This window comes from Bradyrhizobium sp. CB2312, from assembly GCF_029714425.1.
Taxonomy (GTDB): Bacteria; Pseudomonadota; Alphaproteobacteria; order Rhizobiales; family Xanthobacteraceae; genus Bradyrhizobium.
The window spans coordinates 3,373,263-3,394,540 of record NZ_CP121668.1; the positions used below are offsets into that span (position 1 = coordinate 3,373,263).

Genomic DNA, 21,278 nt, shown 5'->3' on the forward strand with positions numbered 1-21,278 from the left:
TTTCAGGATCGGGAGAGCAGAATACAATGTTGACGGATCAAGAACGTGCGCAAGCGGCTGATATCCTTCTCGAGGCCGAGCGCAGTCGAACACCTGCCGTCCAGTTGTCGAAGACGTTTCCAGGAATTGAAGTCGAGGATTCTTATGTCATCCAGAGCGAGGTGACGCGCCGGAAGGTCTCAAGCGGCCGCCGGGTCATTGGTCACAAGGTCGGGTTGACATCAAAGGCGATGCAGCAATCGTCGCAGATTGATGAGCCGGATTATGGCCATCTGCTGGATGATATGATGATTGACGATGGTGCAAAGCTGAGACACCAAGACTATTGCGTTCCCCGGGTCGAGCCGGAGTTGGCGTTCATCCTGGGAAGCTCGCTCAAGGGGCCGGGCGTAACGTTGCCTGATGTTCTGCGGGCGACCGAGTACGTGATACCCGCAATAGAGGTCATCGATGCGCGTGTCCAGAATCCGCGAAAGATCACCGATACCGTAGCCGACAACGGCGCAGCCGCCGGAATCGTTCTCGGCGGCCGACCGGTGAGGCCTCATGACATCGATCTGCGGTGGATCGGCGCTGTATTCTACCGCAACTCCGAGATCGAAGAGACGGGGCTAGCTGCCGGGGTGCTCGGGCATCCCGCGATGGGGATCGCATGGCTAGCCAACAAGCTCGGCCGCTTCGGCACGGGTCTGGAGCCAGGGCACATCGTACTGTCGGGGTCGTTTACACGCCCGGTCTGGGCCAACCAGGGTGACACACTTCACGCAGACTTCGGCCCGCTTGGCGGCGTCGCAATCCAGTTCGTGTAACGGAATTCGCTGATGATAGATCTTGAGAAGAACTCATTCAAGGCAGCGATCCGGGCTCGAAAGCTTCAGATCGGACTTTGGTGCAGCCTTTGCAGCAGCTCAGCGACGGAACTTGTCTCCGATAGCGGTTATGACTGGATGCTGCTCGACACCGAGCACGCGCCAAATGAATTGCCCGGAATTCTGGATCAACTCCGGTCGATGAACTCCGGGACAGCTGCCGCCGTTGTGAGGCCGGCCTGGAACGACCCGGTTTTGATCAAGCGCTTCCTTGACGTCGGAGCCCAAACGCTCCTCATACCTTTTGTACAGAATGCAGCTGAAGCGGAGCGGGCCGTAGCGTCGTGCCGCTATCCACCCTTAGGACTTCGCGGAATAACGGGCACCGCGCGAGCGAGCCGATACGGACGGGTTGCGGGCTATCTGCAGGAGGCCAACGAGCAAATCTGTGTGCTGGTGCAGGTAGAGACGGCGGTTGCGCTTAGCGAGCTTGAAGAAATCGCAAGGGTTGACGGAGTGGATGGCATCTTTATCGGCCCTTCCGATCTAAGCGCCTCGGTAGGGCACATTGGAAATCCGCAGCATCCAGACGTGCAGCATCTGATCAAGTCTGCAGTGGAACGGATTACCTCGGCGGGAAAGGCTGCCGGGATACTCGCCACTGTAGAGGCCGACGCGAGGCGATACATTGAGTGGGGATTTAACTTTGTTGCCGTAGGCTCAGATCTACAACTGCTGGCGAGGGCGGCTGATAACCTGGCACGTTCGTTCAGGTAGCTCGCGCGAGCTGGAGCCTCGCGGGCGGAGTCCACAATTAAACTGGAATGATATTCTCTTTCCGGGTTTTAGGACCCGTCCGGAGGTTGGTCCGGACGAGTGCGACAGCCGCCTGCCTCCATGTGATCATCCAGCCTCATCGGCGGATGCGACATACAATTCCAACATCGCGCCGCGATCTTAGGAGGCAATTGGAAATGGCAGCCGGCGTTTGGCTTGATAAGATGATGGAGCATCCACGCTTCCAAAACACTCGGCTTGCTCGCAGCGGTTTCGGTGCTAAAGCGCGCTCCTTGCGCGGTCGGCAATTGATCTTGCGAAGATGCGAGCTCGTTTTTCAATCTCGGGAGAAGCGCCCGAAGAATCGTTGGTAGATGAGCCGCATCCCCGTTCCTGCAATCGACGCGTCATCGCGCTGAATTGCCGCCTTCTGCACGGGCGGTAAGCTGATTGGGAGCCTGAACTTTCTTTCTCACGGTAAGATGGTCTTCGAGGATCGAACCATCTTCGAGAAGGTCTTTGGCCGTTGCCGCATGCACAATCGATCCGCGGTCAAGAATGATTGCGCGGTCGGTAAGACGCAGAATCCGTCTTGGGTGTTGTTCCACGATGATCGCGGCCATCCCATCGGACTTGAAGATTTTGAGAAGGATCTTCAAAATCTCGTCGACCACGATTGGCGCTAACCCCTCAGTAGGTTCATCAAGCAGCAGGATCCTGGGGTTCAACATGAGCGCGCGCGCTATTGCCAGCATCTGCTGTTCGCCCCCGGAAAGCTGGTGGCCTAAGTTGAGGCGTCTCTCCCGAAGTCTTGGAAAGAGTTCGTAAGCTCGCTTCAAGGTCCAAGCGCCCGGCCTTGCAATCGCGGTAAGGTTCTCCTCCACTGTCAACGAGCGAAAGATGTTTCGCTCCTGAGGTACCCATCCAAGGCCGGCCCGGGCCCGTTGTTCGGGACAAAGATCAGTCAAACGTCGGCCGCCGAGGCCGATTGTTCCACCAAGCCGGCTGGTTACGCCGACGATCGTGTCAATCAGCGTTGTTTTTCCAGCTCCGTTCCGGCCAAGCACAGCCAACGCTTCTCCCTCGTTAAGGTCCAAGGAGATATCGGGCAGAACAACGGCGCGGCCATAACCTGCTCGAACATTCCTGAGGCTCAATAAGCTATTCATGACCAGCTTCACCTAGATAGACGGCTTTTACACGCGGATCGGAACTGACCCGATCCGCCGGCCCGCGCGTGAGCACAGAACCGCTGACGAGGACGGTAATGACGTCGGCAAAGCTGAAAACAAGATCCATATCGTGTTCGATGAGAACGACAGAAACATCGCGCGGCAGAGCGGCCAGGACATCAAGGATCGCCGCCCTATCATGCTCCGGTACGCCCGCTGCCGGTTCGTCCAGCAAGAGAACCTTTGGTTGGGACGCAATAGCGACTGCAATTTCCAGCAACCTCTGCTTGCCGTAAGACAAGCTTGACGTGGGAGTATGCAGGACATCGGCCAGCAGAAAAGTATCGGCGAAGGCAGCGGCCTGTTCAACAAGTCCACGCCTTAACAAGGCATGCTGCCAGACATTCCAGCCGAACCCGGCGCGTTCCGAAAGCGCTAGCCCGAGCGTTTCCAGAACGGAGAGCGTCGGAAACAGTTGGTTGATTTGGAACGTTCGCACCAGGCCTCGACGTACTCGTTCGTGAACTCCAGCGCTTGAAATATCCTCTCCGTTGAGCAGGACGGAGCCGCTTGTGGGACGCAGAACACCGGTAAGGAGATTGATGAAAGTCGTCTTGCCTGCACCGTTTGGCCCGATTAGCGCGTGCCGCGAACCTTTCTCGAGGGTGAATGAGACGCTACCCGTGGCGGTTAGGCCGCCGAAGCGCTTAACGAGTTGTCTGGTTTCAAGCGCATGTGTGCTCATGAGCGGGATGTACTCACCCTGCCGTCGTTGGTCCGGGGAGATGATTCCCGGCCGCGCAGCCGTAGAAGGTTGGCGATGCCCTGGATCACCCGATTGCGCCCGACCAAGACAAGAACAACGAGCAGAAGACCCAGCCAAAAATGCCAATATTGAGGGGTCGCGTCGGAGAGAACGCTCTGGATCAGCTTAAAGACTACAGCGCCAGCGATCCCTCCATAGAGGTATCCGGTGCCGCCAATTACCAACATCAGGAGAGCATCTGCCGAACGGTGAAAGTCGAAGACATCCAGTGATACAAATTGAGTAGTCTGAGCCATGAGTGCGCCTGCTACGCCTGCGTAGACAGAAGAGATTGTGTAAATTGCAACAAGGCGCGCGTTGACAGGGATGCCGACCGCTGAAGCGCGCAGTGGATTATCGCGAATCGCACGAAGCGATAGCCCAAAGGACGAGGTGACGATTCGCTTGGCAAGCACTACTCCCAGAAAGAGGGCGGCTAGGCTGTAACCGTACGCGGTGGTGCCATAAAGATCGAAGGGTATCATGCCAAGGAGCGGCCCCATCAATATTCCTTGGAGGCCGTCCGCTCCACCAGTAATGCTGGCTGCCTTGTTCGCCACCTCGCCAAGCAGCGACGTTACGCCGATCGTCACCATCAATCGGGTCAGATCGGAGCCCCGCAAGACCAGAAAACTGGTCATGAACCCGACGAGGCCAGCGACGACGGCTGATATGATCAGCCCGATTATCGCGTCATTCGTCAGGTGAATTGCAACTAGCCCCGCACTATAGGCACCCACGCCAAAGAATGCCGCCTGCCCCAGCGAAACTATACCTGCATAGCCAAGGATGAGATCGAGAGAGAGTACAAACAGCGCAACAATTGCAATCTCGCTCAAAAGCTGATGACGACCAGGAGCCAGAAACATAGCCAATAGCAGGACTATCCACACTGCAAGCTCGGCAGCGCTCGTCGCTGAGTGCCCTGCGAGGAAGCTGGTATTCCGGCGTCCGCCGGCAATTTGAATAAGAGGTAGCATTGGTCCTTAATGTGCTTTCGAGAAGAGACCCTGCGGCCGTACCAGCAAAACGAGGATTAGCAACGTGTAGATCGCGAAAGATCCGATCTCCGGCAGATAGTACTTGCCTGCGACGTCTGCCATTCCGAGCAGTAGCGAGGCCAGGAACGGACCGATGAGTCCCGATGTTCCTCCGACCGTCACGACAATCAGAAAATTGATCATGAACTTGAGCGGAAAGTTTGGATCAAGACCGACTATCTCCACTCCCACCGCACCGCCCAGACCGGCAAGGCCTGAGCCAATCGCAAAAGTAAGCGAGAAAATCGGACCGACGCTTATTCCGAGCCCGCGTGCTACTCGCCTATCATCAACGGCTGCTCGGAGGCGACTGCCAAAGCTCGTCTTCATCAGGATCGCTTGCAGCACGATCAGAATGGCAACGCCCATGGCGATGACCAGTGCACGGTAACGACCCACGCTTAAGAGTTGGAAGTCAAGGCGGCCCTGAAGAGACGCGGGGACCTGGAATACCTGTTGCTGCGATCCCATAAAGTAGGTTACCGCGGCGATCGACATGAAAACGATGCCGATCGAAAAAAGTACCTGGTCAAGGTGACTGGACGTGTAGAGGCGAACGTAGAGCGTCTTTTCGAGCACGAGTCCCAGCGTGGCTGTTGCGAGAAATGCTGTGGGAAGTGCCATCAGGAAGGATACATGCCAGTCGTTCAACAGAACGGTAGTCACGTAGCCTCCTGCCATTGCAAAAGTGCCATGGGCAAGGTTGACGAAGTTCATCAGGCCGAGCGTGACAGCCAAACCGCACGCCAAGACAAATAGCAGCATGCCGTAGGCTGCGCCGTCGAACAAAATGGTCAGCATGTTTCAATCGTGAAGATCGGTCGTTCGGGGTTACTTCTTCTTGGCCAATTTGACCGGGTCTTTGACGTTGGGGATTGTCTCGAACTCGACGTTGTATAGTTCCCCATCTTTCCGCATGACCTTGCGAATATAGACATTCTGGACAATGTCGCGCGTCTCCGGATCAATGGAGACGGGCCCACGAGGACTCATCCAGGCGAGCCCCTTCATCGCATCTACTAGACGCTGTCCATCGATGGCGCCGCCCGTCTTCCTGAGAGCCTCGTAGATCACGTGCATGCCATCATACGCATGGACGGCAGGAATATCGGGACGGCCGCCGTTCGTGGCGGCCTTGTAAGCCGCAACAAATTCCCGGTTCTCTGGAGAATCGTGGTCCGCTGAGTAGTGCTGGGTACTCACAATTCCGAGCGCCGCGTCCCCAAGGCTATTCAATACCTCGTCTTCCACAATTGATCCGGCAGTGATGACCTTGAGGCCCTTCCTGTCGAGGCCGCGCTCGACGATCTGCTTCATGATTGATGTGCCCGCGCCAGTCGGCACAAAGACGAAGAGTGCGTCAGCTTCCGCATCAGCAGCCCGCTGAAGAGCAGGCGAGAAGTCCGGATCGCGCAGCGGTACGCGAAGTTCGCCGACAGCTATGCCGCCCTTCGAGGAAAAACGATCCCCAAACGCTCTTTCGGCATCAACGCCGGGTCCATAGTCGCTGACAAGCGTCACGACCTTGCTAATCGAATTCTTACGGGCCCAATCGGCCAAGGGTTCCGTCACCTGAGGCAGCGTATAGCTCGTTCGGACGATGTAGGGAGATGCTTCCGTGATCAGCGAGGTGGCTGCCATCATCACGATCATTGGGACTTCGGCCTGGGTCGCCAGAGGCGCAACGGAGAAGGCGATCGGGGTGAGCCCGAATCCTGCCAGCACATTCACCTTGTCATTGGTGATTAGCTCCTGCGCGAGCCGCTTGGCGATGGCAGGCGTGCCGGTATCGTCCTTGAGGATAATTTCGACCCGTCTCCCCGCGACCGTATCGCCATGCTTTTTCATATACAGGTTCACGCCGCTCTCAATCAGGCGACCGGTGGATGCGAAAGGCCCGGTCATCGGAAGGATGAGCCCGATCCTGAGCGTATCCTCGGCGAAACAGATGTTCGGCAGCGCCATTGCGACGGCGCTCAAGCAGCTCATTGCAATCGATCGTCTCGAAAACATGGGAACTCCTTCGGACTATGAGACTGCACGATCATCGGGCAGCAGACGGCGATGCCTGGAGACAGCGCATGAAGCTCGCGCGACGTTAAGGCAAAAATTTCGTTATTTCAAGTAATTTCCATAATAGCGATTTGACGATCAGTTCGGGAGGCCGACGCGGAAGTTGGCAAATGCGATTGAATTTCGAAATTTTATGCGATAGTTGGTCAGCGGTACGCCCGCGAGACCGCAGCCCGCTGGCAGTCAGCGGAACGGACTAACCCAGTTTGCTCCAAGGACAGGACCGACATGCCAAAGATAATCGTTACCTCACAATCTGCTCCGACAACGGGCTTCACCGATCCGAGCAAGCCAGCTCCGATCGCGCAAGCAGTTCGCTTCGGAAATATGCTTTTCGTGTCGGGACAAGGGCCCCTCGATCCCGCAACGCGCGCTGTTGTCGAAGGCGATATTGAGATTCAGGCGCGGCAAACGCTCAGCAACCTTTTGAGCGTGCTCGAAGCGGGTGGGGCGACGCTGGCAAACGTTGTGAATATGCGCGTGATCTTGCGCAATGTGAATGACTTCCCCCGATTCAACGACGTGTTCAAGGAATTTCTTGAGGGCGAGAAGGTGACGCGCACGTGCATTGGCGCGACGCCGCATAGGACCGGGGTCAACATCGAAATCGACTGCGTTGCGATGTTCGACTAAGCGGCACGGCCGAAGCCGATTCCACATTCTCCAGAGTACGCTGCCTTAGCCGCGCTGGCTGCGTGTCCAACCCCGGTCGAACAGATCAGGAGCTATTCGTGTTCACGTATCGCGTCGACACCCATCATCATTTCCTCCCACCGGCATACGTCGAAGCGGTCGGAGATCGTCCGATCGCACGTACCCTTGTGTCTGGGCGTGCGCCCGCCTGGTCACCCTCGCACTCGATCGATGCAATGGACCGTAATGGGATCCAAACCGCGGTCTTATCGCTGTCCGCGCCAGGATTCGTCTGCACCGACGCCGCTGGGACTGCAAAGCTATGTCGCGTCTGCAACGAATATGCCGCGCGAATGACCCGAGACCATCGAGGCCGCTTCGGATCTTTCGCGAGTCTGCCACTGCCTGATGTCGACGGCAGCTTACGAGAAATTGCCTATTGTCTCGACGTTCTAGGAGCTGAGGGTATTTGCCTGCTGTCCAATTACGGCGGTGTCTATCTTGGAGCTAGCCAGTTTGCGCCCGTGCTGGAGGAACTGGATCGTCGCAAGGCGCTGATCTACGTGCATCCTACCGAGGGGCCATGCGAATGCGTGTGCGGTCTGCCTCCGGCTTCACTCGAATTCCCGTTTGATACCACACGGACGATCGCCAGCCTGATGTTCAGCGGATCCTTCGCGAAGTACCGAAATCTGCGCTTCATCTTCTCGCACGCAGGCGGAACGATCCCGTTCCTTGCTGAGCGGCTTGCCCGGCTCGAAGCCAGACCGGAATACAGGGAAGCAGTCCCCGATGGAGTGCTGCAGCAACTCGGAAAGCTCTATTTCGACACGGCGCTCTCAGCTAACGAGTTGGCGCTCGGTGCGCTGCTCCGCTTGACATCGGTCGATCACGTCCTGTTCGGAAGCGACTACCCGCATGCGCCTGAAATGACAATGAGCCGATCGATTCGATGTCTTTCCGAGCTTGTTCCGAGTCCTGCAGACCTGGAAAAAGTCGAGCGCGAAAATGCCTTGCGGCTAATGCCGGGTTTGAAGGCGCGTCAGGTAGCTGAACGCCAGGTCCGGGTTTGAACCTGGCGCTCGCAGGGGTCATGGCTTTGGCATCACATTCCCGCATTTCTTGCAGGTGCGGGCATTTTCATCGTCGAAAAAGTTCTGATAAGCCTTCGACACCGGATCTGCTCGATAGTCGGCGACGACGAACCGCTCTTCGTGCAAAAGATTGTCGCACTTCGGACAGAACCACTGGAAGCGATCGACCTCGCCTTCCTTGCGCTTGCGTTCGACGATCAGGGCAAAAGCGTCAGGCGGGAAGCGCGGCGAGTGCGGAACGTTCGCCGGCATGAAGTTCACGGACCCTTCAGGGATAATAAGCACGTCTTCCTTGCCGTCTGATCCACGGTAATGGAGGTTCATCGTACCCTTGATCATGTACGTGAATTCGTCGCTATCATTGATATGGAATTCGCTCCTGTACTCTCGACCACGAGCGACAAAAGCAAGTGATCCGGGCTCCTGCCAGAGTACCTTCACGCGCTTCTGGCTCTCGGTCAGCTCTCGGGTGATCGAAAGTAGATCGACAAGGGGAAGGGGGAACATCAGACTCTCCTCTCAAAGACGTATTTCGATAAGATAGCATATTTCGAAATTTGCAGAAGGAAATTGTTGCCTCGGACTGTCCCGCCGCGTTTCGAGGGACTTATTGCTTGGACTCGTACCCAAGAGATCAAGCAGAATCATCGGGGTCCGCAATCCAGGATATTGTTTTAAACTTCGAAATTCCCTAGATTGGTCGCCGAAATCTCTCTTTTCAGGAATTCACGGATGACGTTCGATTGGGGGCCCCCGGTACGTATCGGGTCGAATCGCGAGCATAAGACGCTGACCGATGCGACGGTCGACCGGCTGCGGGAAGATATTATTTCTGGACGGCTGAAGTCGGGCGCCAAAGTCAAATCGGAGGACCTGAAGGGGCTATATGGTGTTGGTACCAGTCCGATCCGCGAGGCCCTTTTTCAACTTGCGAGTGAGGGGTTGGTTCGCGCTGACGGCCAACGCGGTTTCCGCGTCGCTGAACTCAACCAAAATGAACTGCTCGAGATTACCGATTGGCGTGCCAGGCTTGAGGGCGAGGCCCTTCGTCGCTCGATCATCAATGGCGATGTAAACTGGGAAGCGAATGCGATCGCTGCGCTTCATCGGCTCAGGGGGGTTCAAACGAGCCGCGATCTAAGCAAGGAGAAGGCTGCCGATCTTTGGGAAGAGCGTCATTGGGAGTTTCATTTCGCTCTGTACAGCAGGTGCGGGTCTCCCTGGTTGCTGCGTTTCTGCGAACTCCTGATCCAGAACGGCGAGCGGTATCGGCGGGCTTTCGTCGAGTACAAGAGTATCGATCAGTCGATTACCCAGGAGCATGAGGCCATACTGGAAGCCGCTGTGAAGCGCGACCATGTTAAAGCTGTCAGCATCCTCGACAAGCACATCAGGCACGCTGGCGACCTCGCTCAGAAATATCTTGAAAAGTCACTGGCGCCGAAAACTTCTTCGGCGAAGGTCAAGCCGCATCGCTCCGGCCGCGCTCGATCACACTAGACCGTCTGTGTTACCGCGGGAGCTACCGACCAGGCGACATCCGCAAACAAATTATACAAATTCGTTGGACTGAATCGCATGCAACGGTGTTCCGTTTACACATGACGAGATTGTCAGCGCGAATTGAAAGCGCGAGACCTGCGGGGGGCAACCGAATGCGATCCAGCTCGCTTCGGATTCGGATAGAAGGGCGGAAATCATGAACTTTATGTCTCGCTACCAGCCGGTCCTCTTGAGCCTGTTTCGCTTCATCACCGGCCTCTTGCTGTTCCAGTACGGTGTGGCCAAACTTTTCAAGTTTCCGGTGCTGCCGTACTTCGCGAACATCCCCCCGCTGATCTGGACAGCCGGCGCGCTTGAGCTAGTGCTTGGCGCCGCGCTAATGCTGGGTCTGTTCACCCGCATCGCCGGGTTCATCCTCGCCGGTGAAATGGCGTTCGCCTACTTCATTGGCCACATGTTCAAGACCGGCATGCCGGTGTTCCTGCCGCTGATCAACGGCGGCACGGCCGCGATCCTGTTCTGCTTCGTCTGCCTTTATCTCTCGGCGGCCGGCGGCGGCTCGATCAGCGTCGATGCGATGGTCCGTAAGGAAGAAGAGCCCAGCGGCTCTCTGGCGCGGCGCTGATCTTCCCGACACGACCGAACCGCCCAGTAAAGGAGTTCTGTTCGGCTTAGGACAGCAGGGCAGGCGCGCATAGCCAAGCTATGTTCCGGGGCTAGTTCATGTCGGTCGCTTGCATCTATTTAAAGCCGTGCGACGCATCGACCGCAATAGACTCGATGACGGCGGAGCCGCCGCCGATACTTCTGCGACAGCGCCCCTCTTAACTCACCATTAGGCGATGCCTGGTATTTCCTACGAAATATTTTCGAAATTCGTAGGAAAATCGGAATGACCAAGCTGGGGACTTCGAATAAACTGCTCTTGATGGTTGGCCTGTCAGTTCTGGGCCTTTTTGTTGTGGCATTCGCCGTCCTGTCCACCCTTCGCGACAATCTGCTCGAGGACCGTAAGACCAAACTGAAGGATCTTGTCCAGGTCGCCCATCTCGCTTTGAACGTCGACTATGAACGCTCGAGGAGTGAGGGACTGACAGAGGCAGACGCCAAAGCTCGATCACGGGCGCTTTTGCGCAGTCTTCGCTTTGGAAGCGACTATTTCTTTGCAACCGGACCAAATCTAATCACGGAAGCGCATCCGAACCCGAAGATCGAAGGCATGGATATGTCAGGCGTCAAGGACCCGGACGGCGTTCAATTTTCAAGGGCGCAGGTAGACCTCGTACACCGAAGCGGAAGTGGATACGTGTCGTACCGCTTTCCCAAGGCCGGCAGTCAAGAACCTACGTCGAAGATCTCGTATGTCGAGTTGTTCGAACCGTATGACTGGACGATCGGCAGCGGCATCTACACAGACGACGTCGAGGCAATCTTTGTCGGTCAGTTGATGAAGGTCGGCGCACTTATCGGCAGCGTGTCTCTGGCCGTCGTGATCATCTCCCTGCTGATAGCTCGAAGCATCGTCCGACCTGTGAAAGCCATGACGATTGCGATGGAGCACTTGGCATCGGGGCAAACGTCGACTGTTGTTCCCGCGCTCGATCGGGCTGACGAGATCGGGGCGATGGCGAAGTCACTGCATGTTTTCAAGGACAATATGATCGAGGCCGAACGACTACGGGCGGGACAGCGGGAGTTGGAAGAAAGGTCCGCGACCGACAGGCGAAAGCTAATGGACCAGATGGCAATTGAGTTTCAAGCCGGAACCCGCGCATCCCTCGACGCGGCCGGCCTATCGGCGGCGGATATGAGACGGATATCGAAAGAGCTGGCTGTTCTTGCGGATGGTGTCGCGCGCGAGTCGACGCTGGGCGCCAATGCCGCGCTGGAAACTGCGAGCAAAATCCAGGCTGTGGCGGCCGCCACCGAGCAACTCACTGCGTCGATCGAGCAGATTGATCGTCAGGTCATTCAATCGGCCCGGATTGCTGAACAGACCCAGTTGGAAGCAACTCGGGTCGACTCCACGATCAAAGACCTTTCGGAAGCTGCCAAAACCATTGAAGACGTCGTTCAGCTGATTAGCTCGATTGCCAGTCAAACCAACCTTCTTGCCCTGAATGCAGCCATTGAAGCCGCACGAGCCGGTGACGCCGGTCGAGGATTCGCTGTCGTTGCAGCCGAGGTTAAGGCGCTTGCAAGCCAAACTGCAAAGGCCACAGAGCAGATCGCAAGCCAGGTAACGACAATACAAGACAAGACAATGAACGCCGTGGAAGCGATTGAGGGTATTTCCCACACGATTGAGGGCCTCGGCAAGATAGCGGCTGAGGTGACATTTGCCGTCAGCCAGCAGGGCGGGGCAACGCGCGAAATCGCCCTCAATATTCAACGAATGGCCGACGGAACTGAAAGCGTTTCGCGTACGATCAGCGGTGTGAACCGAGCGGCCATCGAAACGGGAACATCGGCAAGTCTCGCGCTCGAATGCGCCGATGCGCTCAACCGACATTCGGCAAAACTCGGTGCAGATGTGGACGACTTCGTTGGGAGACTTCGGAAGCGTGAAGCCTGATCCGCGTCGGCGACAAGGGATTGATTGGGAACGGGTGCACACGTTCCTGGAAGTTGCCCGAGTCGGCCAGATCTCGAAAGCTTGCAAACGATTGAGGCTTGATCATTCGACGGTAGCTCGTCGGCTCACAGCCCTGGAGACAAGCCTGGGGGTTCGGCTGCTGGCGCGCAGCAGGTCCGGCTGCCAACTGACGCCGGCCGGTGAGGTCCTGTTTGCGGCCGCGGAGCGGGCCGAAGGAGAGTTCCTTCGCGTAACGTCGAATATTGGCGTCGCAAGGGACGAAATCGGCGGTTCTGTTCGTGTCGGGACGCCGGACGGGTTTGGAAACTACTACCTCGCCGACCGGCTTGGGATGCTCGCAGCGCAGCATCCACGACTTCTGATCCAGCTTGTACCGCTGCCTCGCACCTTTTCGCTGGCGCTTCACGAAGCGGACATTGCGATCACGCTGGACCGGCCGGAGTACGGTCGATTGATGCTGTCAAAACTAACCAATTACGGCCTAAGTGTTTATGCGTCGGAACAATATCTGAGTCGCGAAGGGGCAATTGAAACTGCGTCTGACCTGCCTGGAAGAGCTGATAACGCACGTCGAGGATCTCGCCTACGCACGCGCCCAGACTACGCGTCGATTGTCGGGCAGTTCACATCACGCCGATACGAGTGCGGAAGCGTTGTTGGCCAACTCGAGGCCATTCGCTCCGTCACGGAATCGGGGTTCTGCACGACTACGTGGCATCGCGTTATCCTGAGCTTAAGCGCATTCTTCCCGAAATGAGATTCACGCGCACTTACTGGCTGGCCTCGCATTCCGACACTCACAATAGCCGGCCGGTACAAGAGGTGCGTCAGTTCATTTCCGCATCGATCAAGAAAGACCGGTCCCTGTTTCGCTGAAAACGACGCGAGACGTGCATGCCAGGGAAATTTACGGGTTCACATGCTGCGGGCTATTGCAGCCAGCCAACACGCTGGAGTTGTCGTTGAGTGAAGTCAGGCGCCTTTGGACTAACGCCGAAGATTCAATTCTGCGGCAGGAAATTGCTGCGGGGCGAAGCCTTGAATCGATAGCCACGCAGCTCAACCGAACAGAAACTGCGATACGGTCGCGAGCCTATGTCCTCGGACTTCCTTTGCGGCGCATAGGAACTCGGCGGAACAACTCTCCTCGGTGGGGGTAACTCGGTCCGAAGGCAACAATCTCAGAGCAGGCCACCAAAACAAGATATTGCAAAATATCGAAAAACAATAAAATATCGACAATAGGCCAATCTCAGGCGTGGGGTTCTGAGGCCGGCGGTGTGAGGTTTGTATGAAGTGGCCAGACAAGTGCGAGAAAGCCGGCTGTCGCGATGCATGGCCGGATACGATCTTCCTGAACGGCAATATTATCACCGCGGATGCCGCCTTCCGGGTTGTCCGGGCCGTCGCGATTCGCGGCGGGAGGTTCGTCTCTGTCGGAGAAACTGGCGAAGTCAGAGAGACTGCCGGCCCATTGACGGAGATCATCGATCTCAAGGGCAAGACTGTGCTGCCTGGCCTTATCGATACCCATGCTCACGTCGAGAGAGCTGGCCTCCTGAAATCCACGGTGCAATTGAACGATGTAGCCACTGTTTCCCAGGCGCTCGATCGCATCAGAGAATATGCCGAAAACTTGCCGAATGGCGGCTGGGTGAGGGGCGCAGAATGGCACCCGATTGCGCAGCTAAGGGAAAAGCGTTTCCTCACACGGGAAGAGCTAGACCGGGCCGCTCCTCACAACCCGGTATGTCTTCCCATCGGCCATTTCACCATGGTGAATTCGAGCGCGATGGCAATGGCGGGTATTACACGGGAGACGGTGGATCCCGAGGGGGGAGTCATCCACCGCGACGGGGCGACGGGAGAGCCCAATGGTACCCTGGAGGAAGCCGCAGAAAATCTTGTGCACGCGGTCTTGCCGCAATGGTCTGACGACGAGCGCGATCAGCAACTGCAGCATGCCATGCAGTATTTTAACGAGTTCGGACTCACCTCGGCTATAAGCGCGGCAGTCGACCCGGCAACAATGAGAGCGCATCAGCGCGTTCGGCAAGCCGGGAAAGCCACGCTACGGATCAGCGCGATGTATGCGCCCACCGGCGGGTTAAACCCGAGCATGACAACTGACGAGTGGGACCTTTTCTTTTCACGCATCGGAGTTGCCTCGGATTTCGGGGATGATTGGCTGAGTTTTTCAGGTGTCAAACTTCAGATTGATGGCGGCATGACACTGCGTACAGCGGCGATGCGCGACGGGTACCCCGACGATCCAGCATACAACGGCACGATCGTCATTGAGCCAGCAAGATTCAACGCACTGGTTGCAACGGCAAATCGCTACGGCTGGCGTGTGGGTGTCCACGCAGTCGGAGACGCCGCAATCGATACGGTGCTCGATGCGTACGGTCGAGCTAATACTGAACGCTCGATCAAGGGGCGTCGTTTCATCATTATTCATGGCAGTCTGATGCGCCCGGACCAGATGGAGCGTGCGCGCCAACTTGACGTGCGTGTCGACGCGCAGACGACCTTTCTCTGGGAGAAGGCGTCGACGGTCGCGATGTTTCTCGGGAAGGAAACCGCTGATCGTGCCTTTCCGATGCGCACGATGATCGATGTCATGGGGCTTGATGCGGTGGGCCAAGGAACCGATTACCCAATCAATTCCCTGAACCCGTTCATCAACATGTATGTCATGGTGACGCGGCGTGACAGGAGCGGCCACACGTTCGGTGCCGCGGAAAAAATCAGCCGCGAGGAGGCTATTCGCCTCTATACAAGCGCCGCCGCGCGATACTCGTTCTCCGAGCGAAAGACTGGATCGATAGAGCCGGGCAAATACGCAGATATGGCTGTTATTTCGGACGACATACTAAGCGTTCCGGATGACGCCATAAAGGACATCGTGGCCATTCGCACAATTGTCGAGGGACGCACTGTGTTCGTTCGCGAAACAGTGACTGGCATAACTAGCCGGGAGCAGGATACCAGGACCTAGGAAGGGCGAACGATGAACAACGGCAATGAGAGGCCGCTTATCACGTCAGTCTGTTATGTACGCTTGCCAGTCACTGAGCTGCCCGCCAGCGCCCGCTTCATGTCGGACATCATCGGCTTGCAGCGTGTCGCGGAGCAAGATGGCGAAATTGCTTTTCGGTCCGACGATCGTTTTCGCACAATCGGTCTCTTTAGCAACTCGAGCGAAGATGCGAGCGTCGGAGTTGAAGTGTGGGACAGCACGGCGCTCAACATCATTGCTAAGCGCCTGGGCGATTTCGGCTTCGTATTTAGGAACGCAGACGCTGATGAGTGCCGGCGTCGCTACGTCCAATCTGCACTTCTCGCCGAAGACGCCTCGAAGAACCGTATCGATTTCGTGGTGCGCCCATTTCGCAGCGGCAAACGCTATTTTCCTTGCCGGGACGCGGGCATTTTGCACTTTCACAGCATCGGCCTTCGGACAACGCAGCATGTGGGCGACCTCGCCTTTTGGGCGGCTGTCGGAGCCGAGGTCAGCGATTGGGTCGGAGACATCACGTATTTGCGGACTGACAGGATGCATCACCGCATCGCGCTATACCCTTCGAACCGAAACGGGCTGCTGTATTCAGCTTTCGAGGTCGAAGCGCTAGATCAGATCATGCAGAACAGCTACTTCATGCAAGAAAGCCAGATCAAGATCGTGCAGGGCCCCGGGCGCCAAGCTGCGTCGAAGCAGATCTTCTTGCACGTTGAGGGACCCGACGGCCTGATCTTTTCGTACGTCAACGGGATGACGGAATACGGCGATAAGCCGCGGTTGGCGCGACAGTTTCCACTGGTAGCTAGCTCGTTATGTGACTGGGGCAGCGAGAGCAAAGACGTGCCGGAACTGCGCGCACCCCTTTACTCAACTGGGAGATGAGCATGATTTATCTCAAGGATGTCAGCTATGTCCGTCTCGGCTCGCCAGATCTCGAATCGGCCGAAACCTTTGCAACCGCTTGTCTGGGCCTGCAGGTTGCAGAACGCGGCAAGAAGAAGCTTTATTTGCGCTCCGACGATCGGGTACACACGCTGTGCTACTTCGAAGGCGATGCAGGCAATCAAACCGTTGGCTTCGAGGTCGAAAGCGATGCAAGTCTGCAGGACGCCGCATCCACCCTGGAAGCGCTCGGCCACCCCGTCCATGCTGGAACTGCCGAAGAGGTCGAGCAGCGCAAAGTGAAGGCCTTCATCGGCTTCTACGATCCGACCGGCAACCACATCGAATTGGTCGTCCGACCGGAACGCAGTGGGCCCCGCTATTTCGCCAGCCGCGATGCGGGCATTACAGGCTTCAGCCACGTCGGATTGAACTCGACCAATCTCTTGCGTGACGAGCTGTTCTGGACGCAGGTTTGCAACGCTAGAGTTAGCGATCGCATTGGTGATATTTCCCTGATGCGCGTCAACGCCATCCATCACACCATCGCGCTACTCCCTGGGCCAGCCGCCGGCATCCAACACATCAACCATCAAGTCGAGAGCAGCGATGATGTGTTGCGCTCCTACTACCTTCTGAACGAGAAACGCGTGCCAATCGTATTCGGGCCCGGCCGGCATCCGACGTCCGGCGCGCGTTTCCTTTACTTCAAAGGTCCCGACGGCATGGTCTTTGAATATTCGGTCGGGGTCGGGGAAATCGAGAATGATGAGACCCACCGTCCGCGTCAGTTCGGCTTCGAGCCCACGAGCTTCTGCATGTGGGGCGCAAAGCCCGCCGGTTAGAGCCACTGAAGGACAAGTAAACGTATTCATTGAGCGACGGGAAGTAAGTACTCGCGAGAGATCATGGATCTGGGAATCAAGGGTCGAAAGGCCATCGTGTGCGCGGCGAGCCAAGGGCTTGGCAAGGCAAGTGCTATGGCGCTTGCGCGAGAGGGAGTCGAAGTGTTCATTGCGGCGCGACGGCGCGAGGTGCTGGAAGCAACAGCCAATGAGATTGCGAAAATAACGGGGATCCGCCCGAACGCGATAGTCGCGGACGTCACCACGGATGAAGGGCGAGCCACCCTCTTGTCTGCCTGTCCTGCTCCAGACATTCTCATCAACAATGCCGCCGGTCCGCCGCCTGGTGATTTTCGTAGGCTTGAGCGCGATGACTGGATCAAGGCACTTGACGGCAACATGCTGGCACCAATTGCCCTGATCAAGGCGACGCTCGACGGCATGATTGAACGAAGATTCGGCCGTATCGTAAACGTGACCTCGCACGCGGTTAAGGCTCCGGTAGCCATGCTAGCACTATCCAACGGTGCGCGTACCGGTCTCACTGGCTTCATTGCCGGCTTGTCTCGCTCGGTGGCCGAGCACAACGTGACGATCAACAATCTTTTGCCTGGCACGTTCGATACCGACAGGTTGAAATCAAATTTAGCTGCGTTCGCAAGAAAACTCCTCGCGCGACGCCGCAGTAGTCACGGAGGAAACTAGGTTGGCCAATCCGAGTAAGCGCTTCGGTCAGCCCCACGAATTCGGTGATGCCTGTGCCTTCCTGTGCTCGGCGCAATCTGGATATATAACAGGGCAAAATATCTTAATTGATGGAGGCGCCTTTCCCGGCACTTTCTGATGAAGTGGTAAGTCGCGGGCTGGCACTCTCCAGACGACGCAGATCTTAGCGTGCGAGTGATCAATCACCTATGACGCCCAAATCTGTGTTTCTTTGAAGAGAAATAGGGCCCTCGCCATTCGTTGACCCATCTCTTGTATGCCGTCGAGATTGACCTCGATGCAAGTCGCCAATGAATCACCGCGCTCCTCAATGGCGTACGGCTTACTCATATAGGGCTCGCCCAAAGCGGCCCTGTTCGGCCCGCTCGTCTACTCCAGATATTGATGGGATGTAGACTTAATCAATGAGCATCCGGAGTTTCCACCCGTTCTCCAGAACTCACTCATTCTGGCGATATCCAGCTCGACGTCGTGATGTCGGTATTGGTCCTTGGTCCAACAACCTGCGGAGCAGGAAAAGCAATCCGCGTGGATGAGGCCGGTATTAGCCGACTTCTCTATACCGCGCGACGGTATGCCCTTGCGCGCCGTCGGATTCTATCGAACGTTTCCTTCTTCGCGAAGCCAATCCAGAAAATTCACGAGCAACGGAGGCTTGTCGGCATCCCTCGGTGTCAGTGCGAAGTAACTCTTCCGCGCAACTTCAATGCGGGCGAAGGGTGCGATAAGATGTCCTTTCTCGATATCATCTGCCAACACCGGCACTGGACCTATTGCAAGCCCAAGGCCGTTCAGCGCCGCCTGAAGAGTGACAAAGAAATGATCAAACGCCTGGCGCTTCGGCGGAAACTCGCCGTCGTAACTCGCGGCTTCCAACCAGTTTTCCCAGTCTCCTGGTCGACTGTCGGTAGAAAGGATTGTGTGTTGAGGAATATCTGAAAGCCTTCGCAAGGGCCTTCTCTTGAGCTGCAAAGGACTAGCAACCAAGGTATTTCGCTCGCGCATAAACTCGATAAAGTCGTATTGATGCCAAGGCTCCGGGCCCCTACGAATAACAAGGTCAAAATGTCCAGTGATACCATGGTCCGTCGTCATCGACGTTGAAACGCATACCTCTGCTCGAGGCCGCCTGGCATAAAAGTTGGGCAGCCTGGGAATTAGCCAACGCATGGCAAATGTAGCTGGCGCGCTAACCTGCAAGACGCTGCTCGACGCAGACGATCCATAGCGTCTCGTTGCATCAGCGATCTGGTCTAATGCACCGGTGATTTCGCGAGCGAACGCCCGGCCGTGAGGAGTGGGCTCCATTTTTTGCCCGGCGCGTCGAAAAAGCTGACGGCCTAACCAGGTTTCCAATACTTGGATTTGCTTGCTGACCGCGCCATGCGTCACCCCCAATTCCTCAGCGGCAGCTGTGAAACTGCCGGCGCGCGCGGCTACTTCGAAAGCACGCAATGCGGACAACGGAGGAAGTCGACGAGGCATGTGTGAAATTAACTCACTTGCTACGAGGTAACAAGGTTATTTGCCTAGGCTTACGAGTGAAGCGTACTGTCGACTTGCCCGACAACTGGCGATGATTGACTCCGTTCCCTACCGAGCGCAGCCGCCGGCGGGTTCGCTCGGCTCGAATTTGGCTCAAAGATATGAGCATAACTCGTATCTCCTGTGAATGGTTCTCGCTCTTCGATAAACCGCCTGAACCAATGCGAAGAATGAGGACAGAGATATTCCAGCCCTACGGGCGAGCCCCATCAATGGCACAAGCGATTTCAGCTCGACGTCGAGGAGACAAGTCTAGAGTGTCTTTGCACGACGAATTTTTCTCACATGTAGCGGTCGTTTTATTCGATTGAAAAGAGGCCGACATCCTCCAATCATCCGCCTCACGATCGCGCCATCGAAAGGCTAGACAATGGGAAATCTTTCTGCCGCTCCAAACAACCGCCCCGCTCAATCGGTCAATGTAAATCAGCGACAATACGCACTACCTAAAGTGCCGACGGTGGTTGTCTGTTTTGATGGCTTCGATCCCGCATATCTTACACATGGGATTGAGAACGGTCGTCTCGCTACGATGAAGACGATTAAGGAAGGACGCGGCTATCTGGGGTACGCCAAGTGCTCGATGCCAAGTACTACGAATACGAATAACACTTCCATTGTTACGGGCGTACCGCCGGCGATTCACGGGATAAACGGCAATTACTATCTCGACAGCGAGACTGGCGAGGAGATCATGGTTACGGACGCAAAGCGCCTTCGCTGCGGGACAATTTTAGGCGCAATGAGCGAAGTCGGCGTTCCGACCGCTGTGGTCACCGCCAAAGACAAGCTACTTAAAGTTCTCGCTTACAAGATGAATGGCGTCGCATTCTCTTCTGAATACGCCAACAACGCCAAATTGGACATAGATGGCGTCCCTAATGCGGAGGTGTTGGTGGGACGCGCTCGTCCGGATCAGTATTCGGCGGATCTCTCCATATTCGTCTTCGACGCAGGGATAAAGCTATTCCAGCTAAAGAAGCCGATGCTGATGTACCTATCAACATCGGATTACGTCCAGCACAGTTATGCACCCGGAGCGCCCGAGTCGAACGCGTTCCTCAAGTCAGTAGATGATCGGATCGGGGAGTTGATCAAGCTCGGCGCTACTGTCGCGATTACTGCCGATCACGGGATGAACGACAAGTGTTTGCCGAATGGCGAACCTAACGTGGTTTACGTACAGGACGAGATCTGGAATCGATTTGGGGAGGGGGCCGTCCGCGTAATATGCCCCATCGCCGATCCGTTCGTTCGACATCATGGTGCATTGGGCTCCTTCGTGCGCGTGCACCTTCAGAAGTCCGCTGACCAGCGTGCGATGATGGAGTTCGTGCGTGGCTTGCCCGGCATTGAACTCGTGCTCGATAAAGCCGAAGTATGCCAAAGATTTAATCTTCCTTTGGATCGCGAAGGGGACTTCGCTGTCTTTTCCGATCGCAACACGGTCGTCGGTGCGCGCCGTGAAGATCATGATCTGTCACAGCTTGCGGGACATCGATTGCGTTCTCATGGTGGGCTCGGTGAAGAAACAGTGCCCTTCCTTGTTTCACGCCCTCTTAACGAAGAGTACTCGCAGAAGACAAAAAGCGAAGTTCAGCACAACTACGACATCTTCGACTTCGCTTTGAACGGCGTCGACTAATCCTTGGGTGGGAGCGAGTATCCGACACGCTCCCACGCGCTTTTCTCAAATATGAGAGCGTGAACCGCAGCCGTGATTGCGGTGACTATTCGTCACGCAAAAGCACAC

The 21,278-nt window shown here is 56.4% G+C and carries 19 protein-coding genes and 1 pseudogene; 13 read left to right on the forward strand and 7 right to left on the reverse strand.

Going from position 1 to position 21,278, the window contains the following annotated elements; translation table 11 throughout:
• Positions 1–26: 26 nt before the first annotated feature.
• The gene (gene hpaH / locus QA642_RS16225; protein ID WP_283085537.1) at positions 27–809 is read left to right on the forward strand and encodes a 2-oxo-hept-4-ene-1,7-dioate hydratase; all 783 of its coding nucleotides are present in this window, start codon (positions 27–29) and stop codon (positions 807–809) included.
• A 12-nt stretch (positions 810–821) separates the two neighbouring features.
• The gene (locus tag QA642_RS16230) at positions 822–1,586 is read left to right on the forward strand and encodes an aldolase/citrate lyase family protein (RefSeq protein ID WP_349253847.1); all 765 of its coding nucleotides are present in this window, start codon (positions 822–824) and stop codon (positions 1,584–1,586) included.
• Positions 1,587–1,993: 407 nt separating this feature from the next.
• Here the strand turns inward: QA642_RS16230 and QA642_RS16235 are convergent, their stop codons facing one another.
• The 5 genes from QA642_RS16235 to QA642_RS16255 form a co-directional block, all read right to left on the reverse strand.
• A complete protein-coding gene (locus QA642_RS16235) occupies positions 1,994–2,755 on the reverse strand; it encodes an ABC transporter ATP-binding protein (protein ID WP_283085538.1) in 762 nt (253 codons plus the stop codon).
• Entirely contained in the window at positions 2,748–3,503 is a 756-nt protein-coding gene (locus QA642_RS16240) for an ABC transporter ATP-binding protein (protein ID WP_283085539.1), read from the reverse strand. Before QA642_RS16240 ends, QA642_RS16235 begins: the two co-directional genes overlap by 8 nt.
• Entirely contained in the window at positions 3,500–4,432 is a 933-nt protein-coding gene (locus QA642_RS16245; RefSeq protein WP_283086908.1) for a branched-chain amino acid ABC transporter permease, read from the reverse strand. The genes QA642_RS16240 and QA642_RS16245 overlap by 4 nt, the downstream gene beginning before the upstream one ends.
• Before the next feature lie 117 nt (positions 4,433–4,549).
• A complete protein-coding gene (locus tag QA642_RS16250; RefSeq protein WP_283085540.1) occupies positions 4,550–5,404 on the reverse strand; it encodes a branched-chain amino acid ABC transporter permease in 855 nt (284 codons plus the stop codon).
• A 30-nt stretch (positions 5,405–5,434) separates the two neighbouring features.
• Complete coding sequence (locus QA642_RS16255) at positions 5,435–6,616, reverse strand: ABC transporter substrate-binding protein (protein WP_283085541.1); 1,182 nt, start codon at positions 6,614–6,616, stop codon at positions 5,435–5,437.
• A gap of 288 nt (positions 6,617–6,904) precedes the next feature.
• Here QA642_RS16255 and QA642_RS16260 point away from each other — a divergent pair, with 288 nt between their 5' ends.
• Positions 6,905–7,309 (forward strand): RidA family protein, encoded by a 405-nt coding sequence (locus QA642_RS16260; RefSeq protein ID WP_283085542.1) that lies wholly within the window; start codon positions 6,905–6,907, stop codon positions 7,307–7,309.
• Between the two features lie 98 nt (positions 7,310–7,407).
• Positions 7,408–8,382: an amidohydrolase family protein gene (locus QA642_RS16265; RefSeq protein ID WP_283085543.1), complete on the forward strand. Its 975-nt coding sequence runs from the start codon at positions 7,408–7,410 to the stop codon at positions 8,380–8,382.
• Between the two features lie 18 nt (positions 8,383–8,400).
• Here QA642_RS16265 and QA642_RS16270 read toward each other — a convergent pair whose 3' ends face one another.
• The gene (locus QA642_RS16270; RefSeq protein ID WP_283085544.1) at positions 8,401–8,910 is read right to left on the reverse strand and encodes a 3-hydroxybutyryl-CoA dehydratase; all 510 of its coding nucleotides are present in this window, start codon (positions 8,908–8,910) and stop codon (positions 8,401–8,403) included.
• Positions 8,911–9,135: 225 nt separating this feature from the next.
• Here QA642_RS16270 and QA642_RS16275 point away from each other — a divergent pair, with 225 nt between their 5' ends.
• From QA642_RS16275 to QA642_RS16310, 8 genes and pseudogenes are all read left to right on the forward strand, one after another.
• On the forward strand, positions 9,136–9,903 hold the full coding sequence (locus QA642_RS16275) for a GntR family transcriptional regulator (protein WP_283085545.1): 768 nt from the start codon (positions 9,136–9,138) through the stop codon (positions 9,901–9,903).
• A 199-nt stretch (positions 9,904–10,102) separates the two neighbouring features.
• The gene (locus QA642_RS16280; RefSeq protein WP_283085546.1) at positions 10,103–10,531 is read left to right on the forward strand and encodes a DoxX family protein; all 429 of its coding nucleotides are present in this window, start codon (positions 10,103–10,105) and stop codon (positions 10,529–10,531) included.
• Positions 10,532–10,798: 267 nt separating this feature from the next.
• Positions 10,799–12,481: a methyl-accepting chemotaxis protein gene (locus QA642_RS16285; protein WP_283085547.1), complete on the forward strand. Its 1,683-nt coding sequence runs from the start codon at positions 10,799–10,801 to the stop codon at positions 12,479–12,481.
• Positions 12,471–13,259, forward strand: a complete 789-nt coding sequence (locus tag QA642_RS16290) for a LysR family transcriptional regulator (protein WP_283085548.1) — start codon at positions 12,471–12,473, stop codon at positions 13,257–13,259. The genes QA642_RS16285 and QA642_RS16290 overlap by 11 nt, the downstream gene beginning before the upstream one ends.
• Positions 13,260–13,793: 534 nt before the next feature.
• The gene (locus tag QA642_RS16295; RefSeq protein WP_283085549.1) at positions 13,794–15,503 is read left to right on the forward strand and encodes an amidohydrolase; all 1,710 of its coding nucleotides are present in this window, start codon (positions 13,794–13,796) and stop codon (positions 15,501–15,503) included.
• A 12-nt stretch (positions 15,504–15,515) separates the two neighbouring features.
• Entirely contained in the window at positions 15,516–16,409 is an 894-nt protein-coding gene (locus QA642_RS16300; protein WP_283085550.1) for a VOC family protein, read from the forward strand.
• A 2-nt stretch (positions 16,410–16,411) separates the two neighbouring features.
• Positions 16,412–17,254 carry a VOC family protein gene (locus QA642_RS16305; protein ID WP_283085551.1) on the forward strand — a complete coding sequence of 281 codons (843 nt, stop codon included), beginning with the start codon at positions 16,412–16,414 and terminating at the stop codon, positions 17,252–17,254.
• A 63-nt stretch (positions 17,255–17,317) separates the two neighbouring features.
• Positions 17,318–18,098: pseudogene (locus QA642_RS16310) on the forward strand (SDR family oxidoreductase).
• A 479-nt stretch (positions 18,099–18,577) separates the two neighbouring features.
• Here the strand turns inward: QA642_RS16310 and QA642_RS16315 are convergent.
• Positions 18,578–19,444, reverse strand: a complete 867-nt coding sequence (locus tag QA642_RS16315) for a LysR substrate-binding domain-containing protein (protein ID WP_283085552.1) — start codon at positions 19,442–19,444, stop codon at positions 18,578–18,580.
• 451 nt (positions 19,445–19,895) lie between these two features.
• Here QA642_RS16315 and phnA point away from each other — a divergent pair, with 451 nt between their 5' ends.
• On the forward strand, positions 19,896–21,170 hold the full coding sequence (gene phnA, locus QA642_RS16320) for a phosphonoacetate hydrolase (protein ID WP_283085553.1): 1,275 nt from the start codon (positions 19,896–19,898) through the stop codon (positions 21,168–21,170).
• The last annotated feature ends 108 nt before the right edge of the window (positions 21,171–21,278 follow it).

Coding starts and splice junctions, on each gene's coding strand:
- QA642_RS16300 (WP_283085550.1), top strand. CDS start 15,516: ATGAACAACGGCAATGAGAGGCCGCTTATCACGTCAGTCTGTTATGTA.
- QA642_RS16230 (WP_349253847.1), top strand. CDS start 822: ATGATAGATCTTGAGAAGAACTCATTCAAGGCAGCGATCCGGGCTCGA.
- QA642_RS16245 (WP_283086908.1), bottom strand. CDS start 4,432: ATGTTTCTGGCTCCTGGTCGTCATCAGCTTTTGAGCGAGATTGCAATT.
- QA642_RS16250 (WP_283085540.1), bottom strand. CDS start 5,404: ATGCTGACCATTTTGTTCGACGGCGCAGCCTACGGCATGCTGCTATTT.
- QA642_RS16255 (WP_283085541.1), bottom strand. CDS start 6,616: ATGTTTTCGAGACGATCGATTGCAATGAGCTGCTTGAGCGCCGTCGCA.
- QA642_RS16305 (WP_283085551.1), top strand. CDS start 16,412: ATGATTTATCTCAAGGATGTCAGCTATGTCCGTCTCGGCTCGCCAGAT.
- QA642_RS16295 (WP_283085549.1), top strand. CDS start 13,794: ATGAAGTGGCCAGACAAGTGCGAGAAAGCCGGCTGTCGCGATGCATGG.
- QA642_RS16285 (WP_283085547.1), top strand. CDS start 10,799: ATGACCAAGCTGGGGACTTCGAATAAACTGCTCTTGATGGTTGGCCTG.
- QA642_RS16280 (WP_283085546.1), top strand. CDS start 10,103: ATGAACTTTATGTCTCGCTACCAGCCGGTCCTCTTGAGCCTGTTTCGC.
- QA642_RS16235 (WP_283085538.1), bottom strand. CDS start 2,755: ATGAATAGCTTATTGAGCCTCAGGAATGTTCGAGCAGGTTATGGCCGC.
- hpaH (WP_283085537.1), top strand. CDS start 27: ATGTTGACGGATCAAGAACGTGCGCAAGCGGCTGATATCCTTCTCGAG.
- QA642_RS16275 (WP_283085545.1), top strand. CDS start 9,136: ATGACGTTCGATTGGGGGCCCCCGGTACGTATCGGGTCGAATCGCGAG.
- QA642_RS16240 (WP_283085539.1), bottom strand. CDS start 3,503: ATGAGCACACATGCGCTTGAAACCAGACAACTCGTTAAGCGCTTCGGC.
- QA642_RS16270 (WP_283085544.1), bottom strand. CDS start 8,910: ATGTTCCCCCTTCCCCTTGTCGATCTACTTTCGATCACCCGAGAGCTG.
- QA642_RS16260 (WP_283085542.1), top strand. CDS start 6,905: ATGCCAAAGATAATCGTTACCTCACAATCTGCTCCGACAACGGGCTTC.
- phnA (WP_283085553.1), top strand. CDS start 19,896: ATGGGAAATCTTTCTGCCGCTCCAAACAACCGCCCCGCTCAATCGGTC.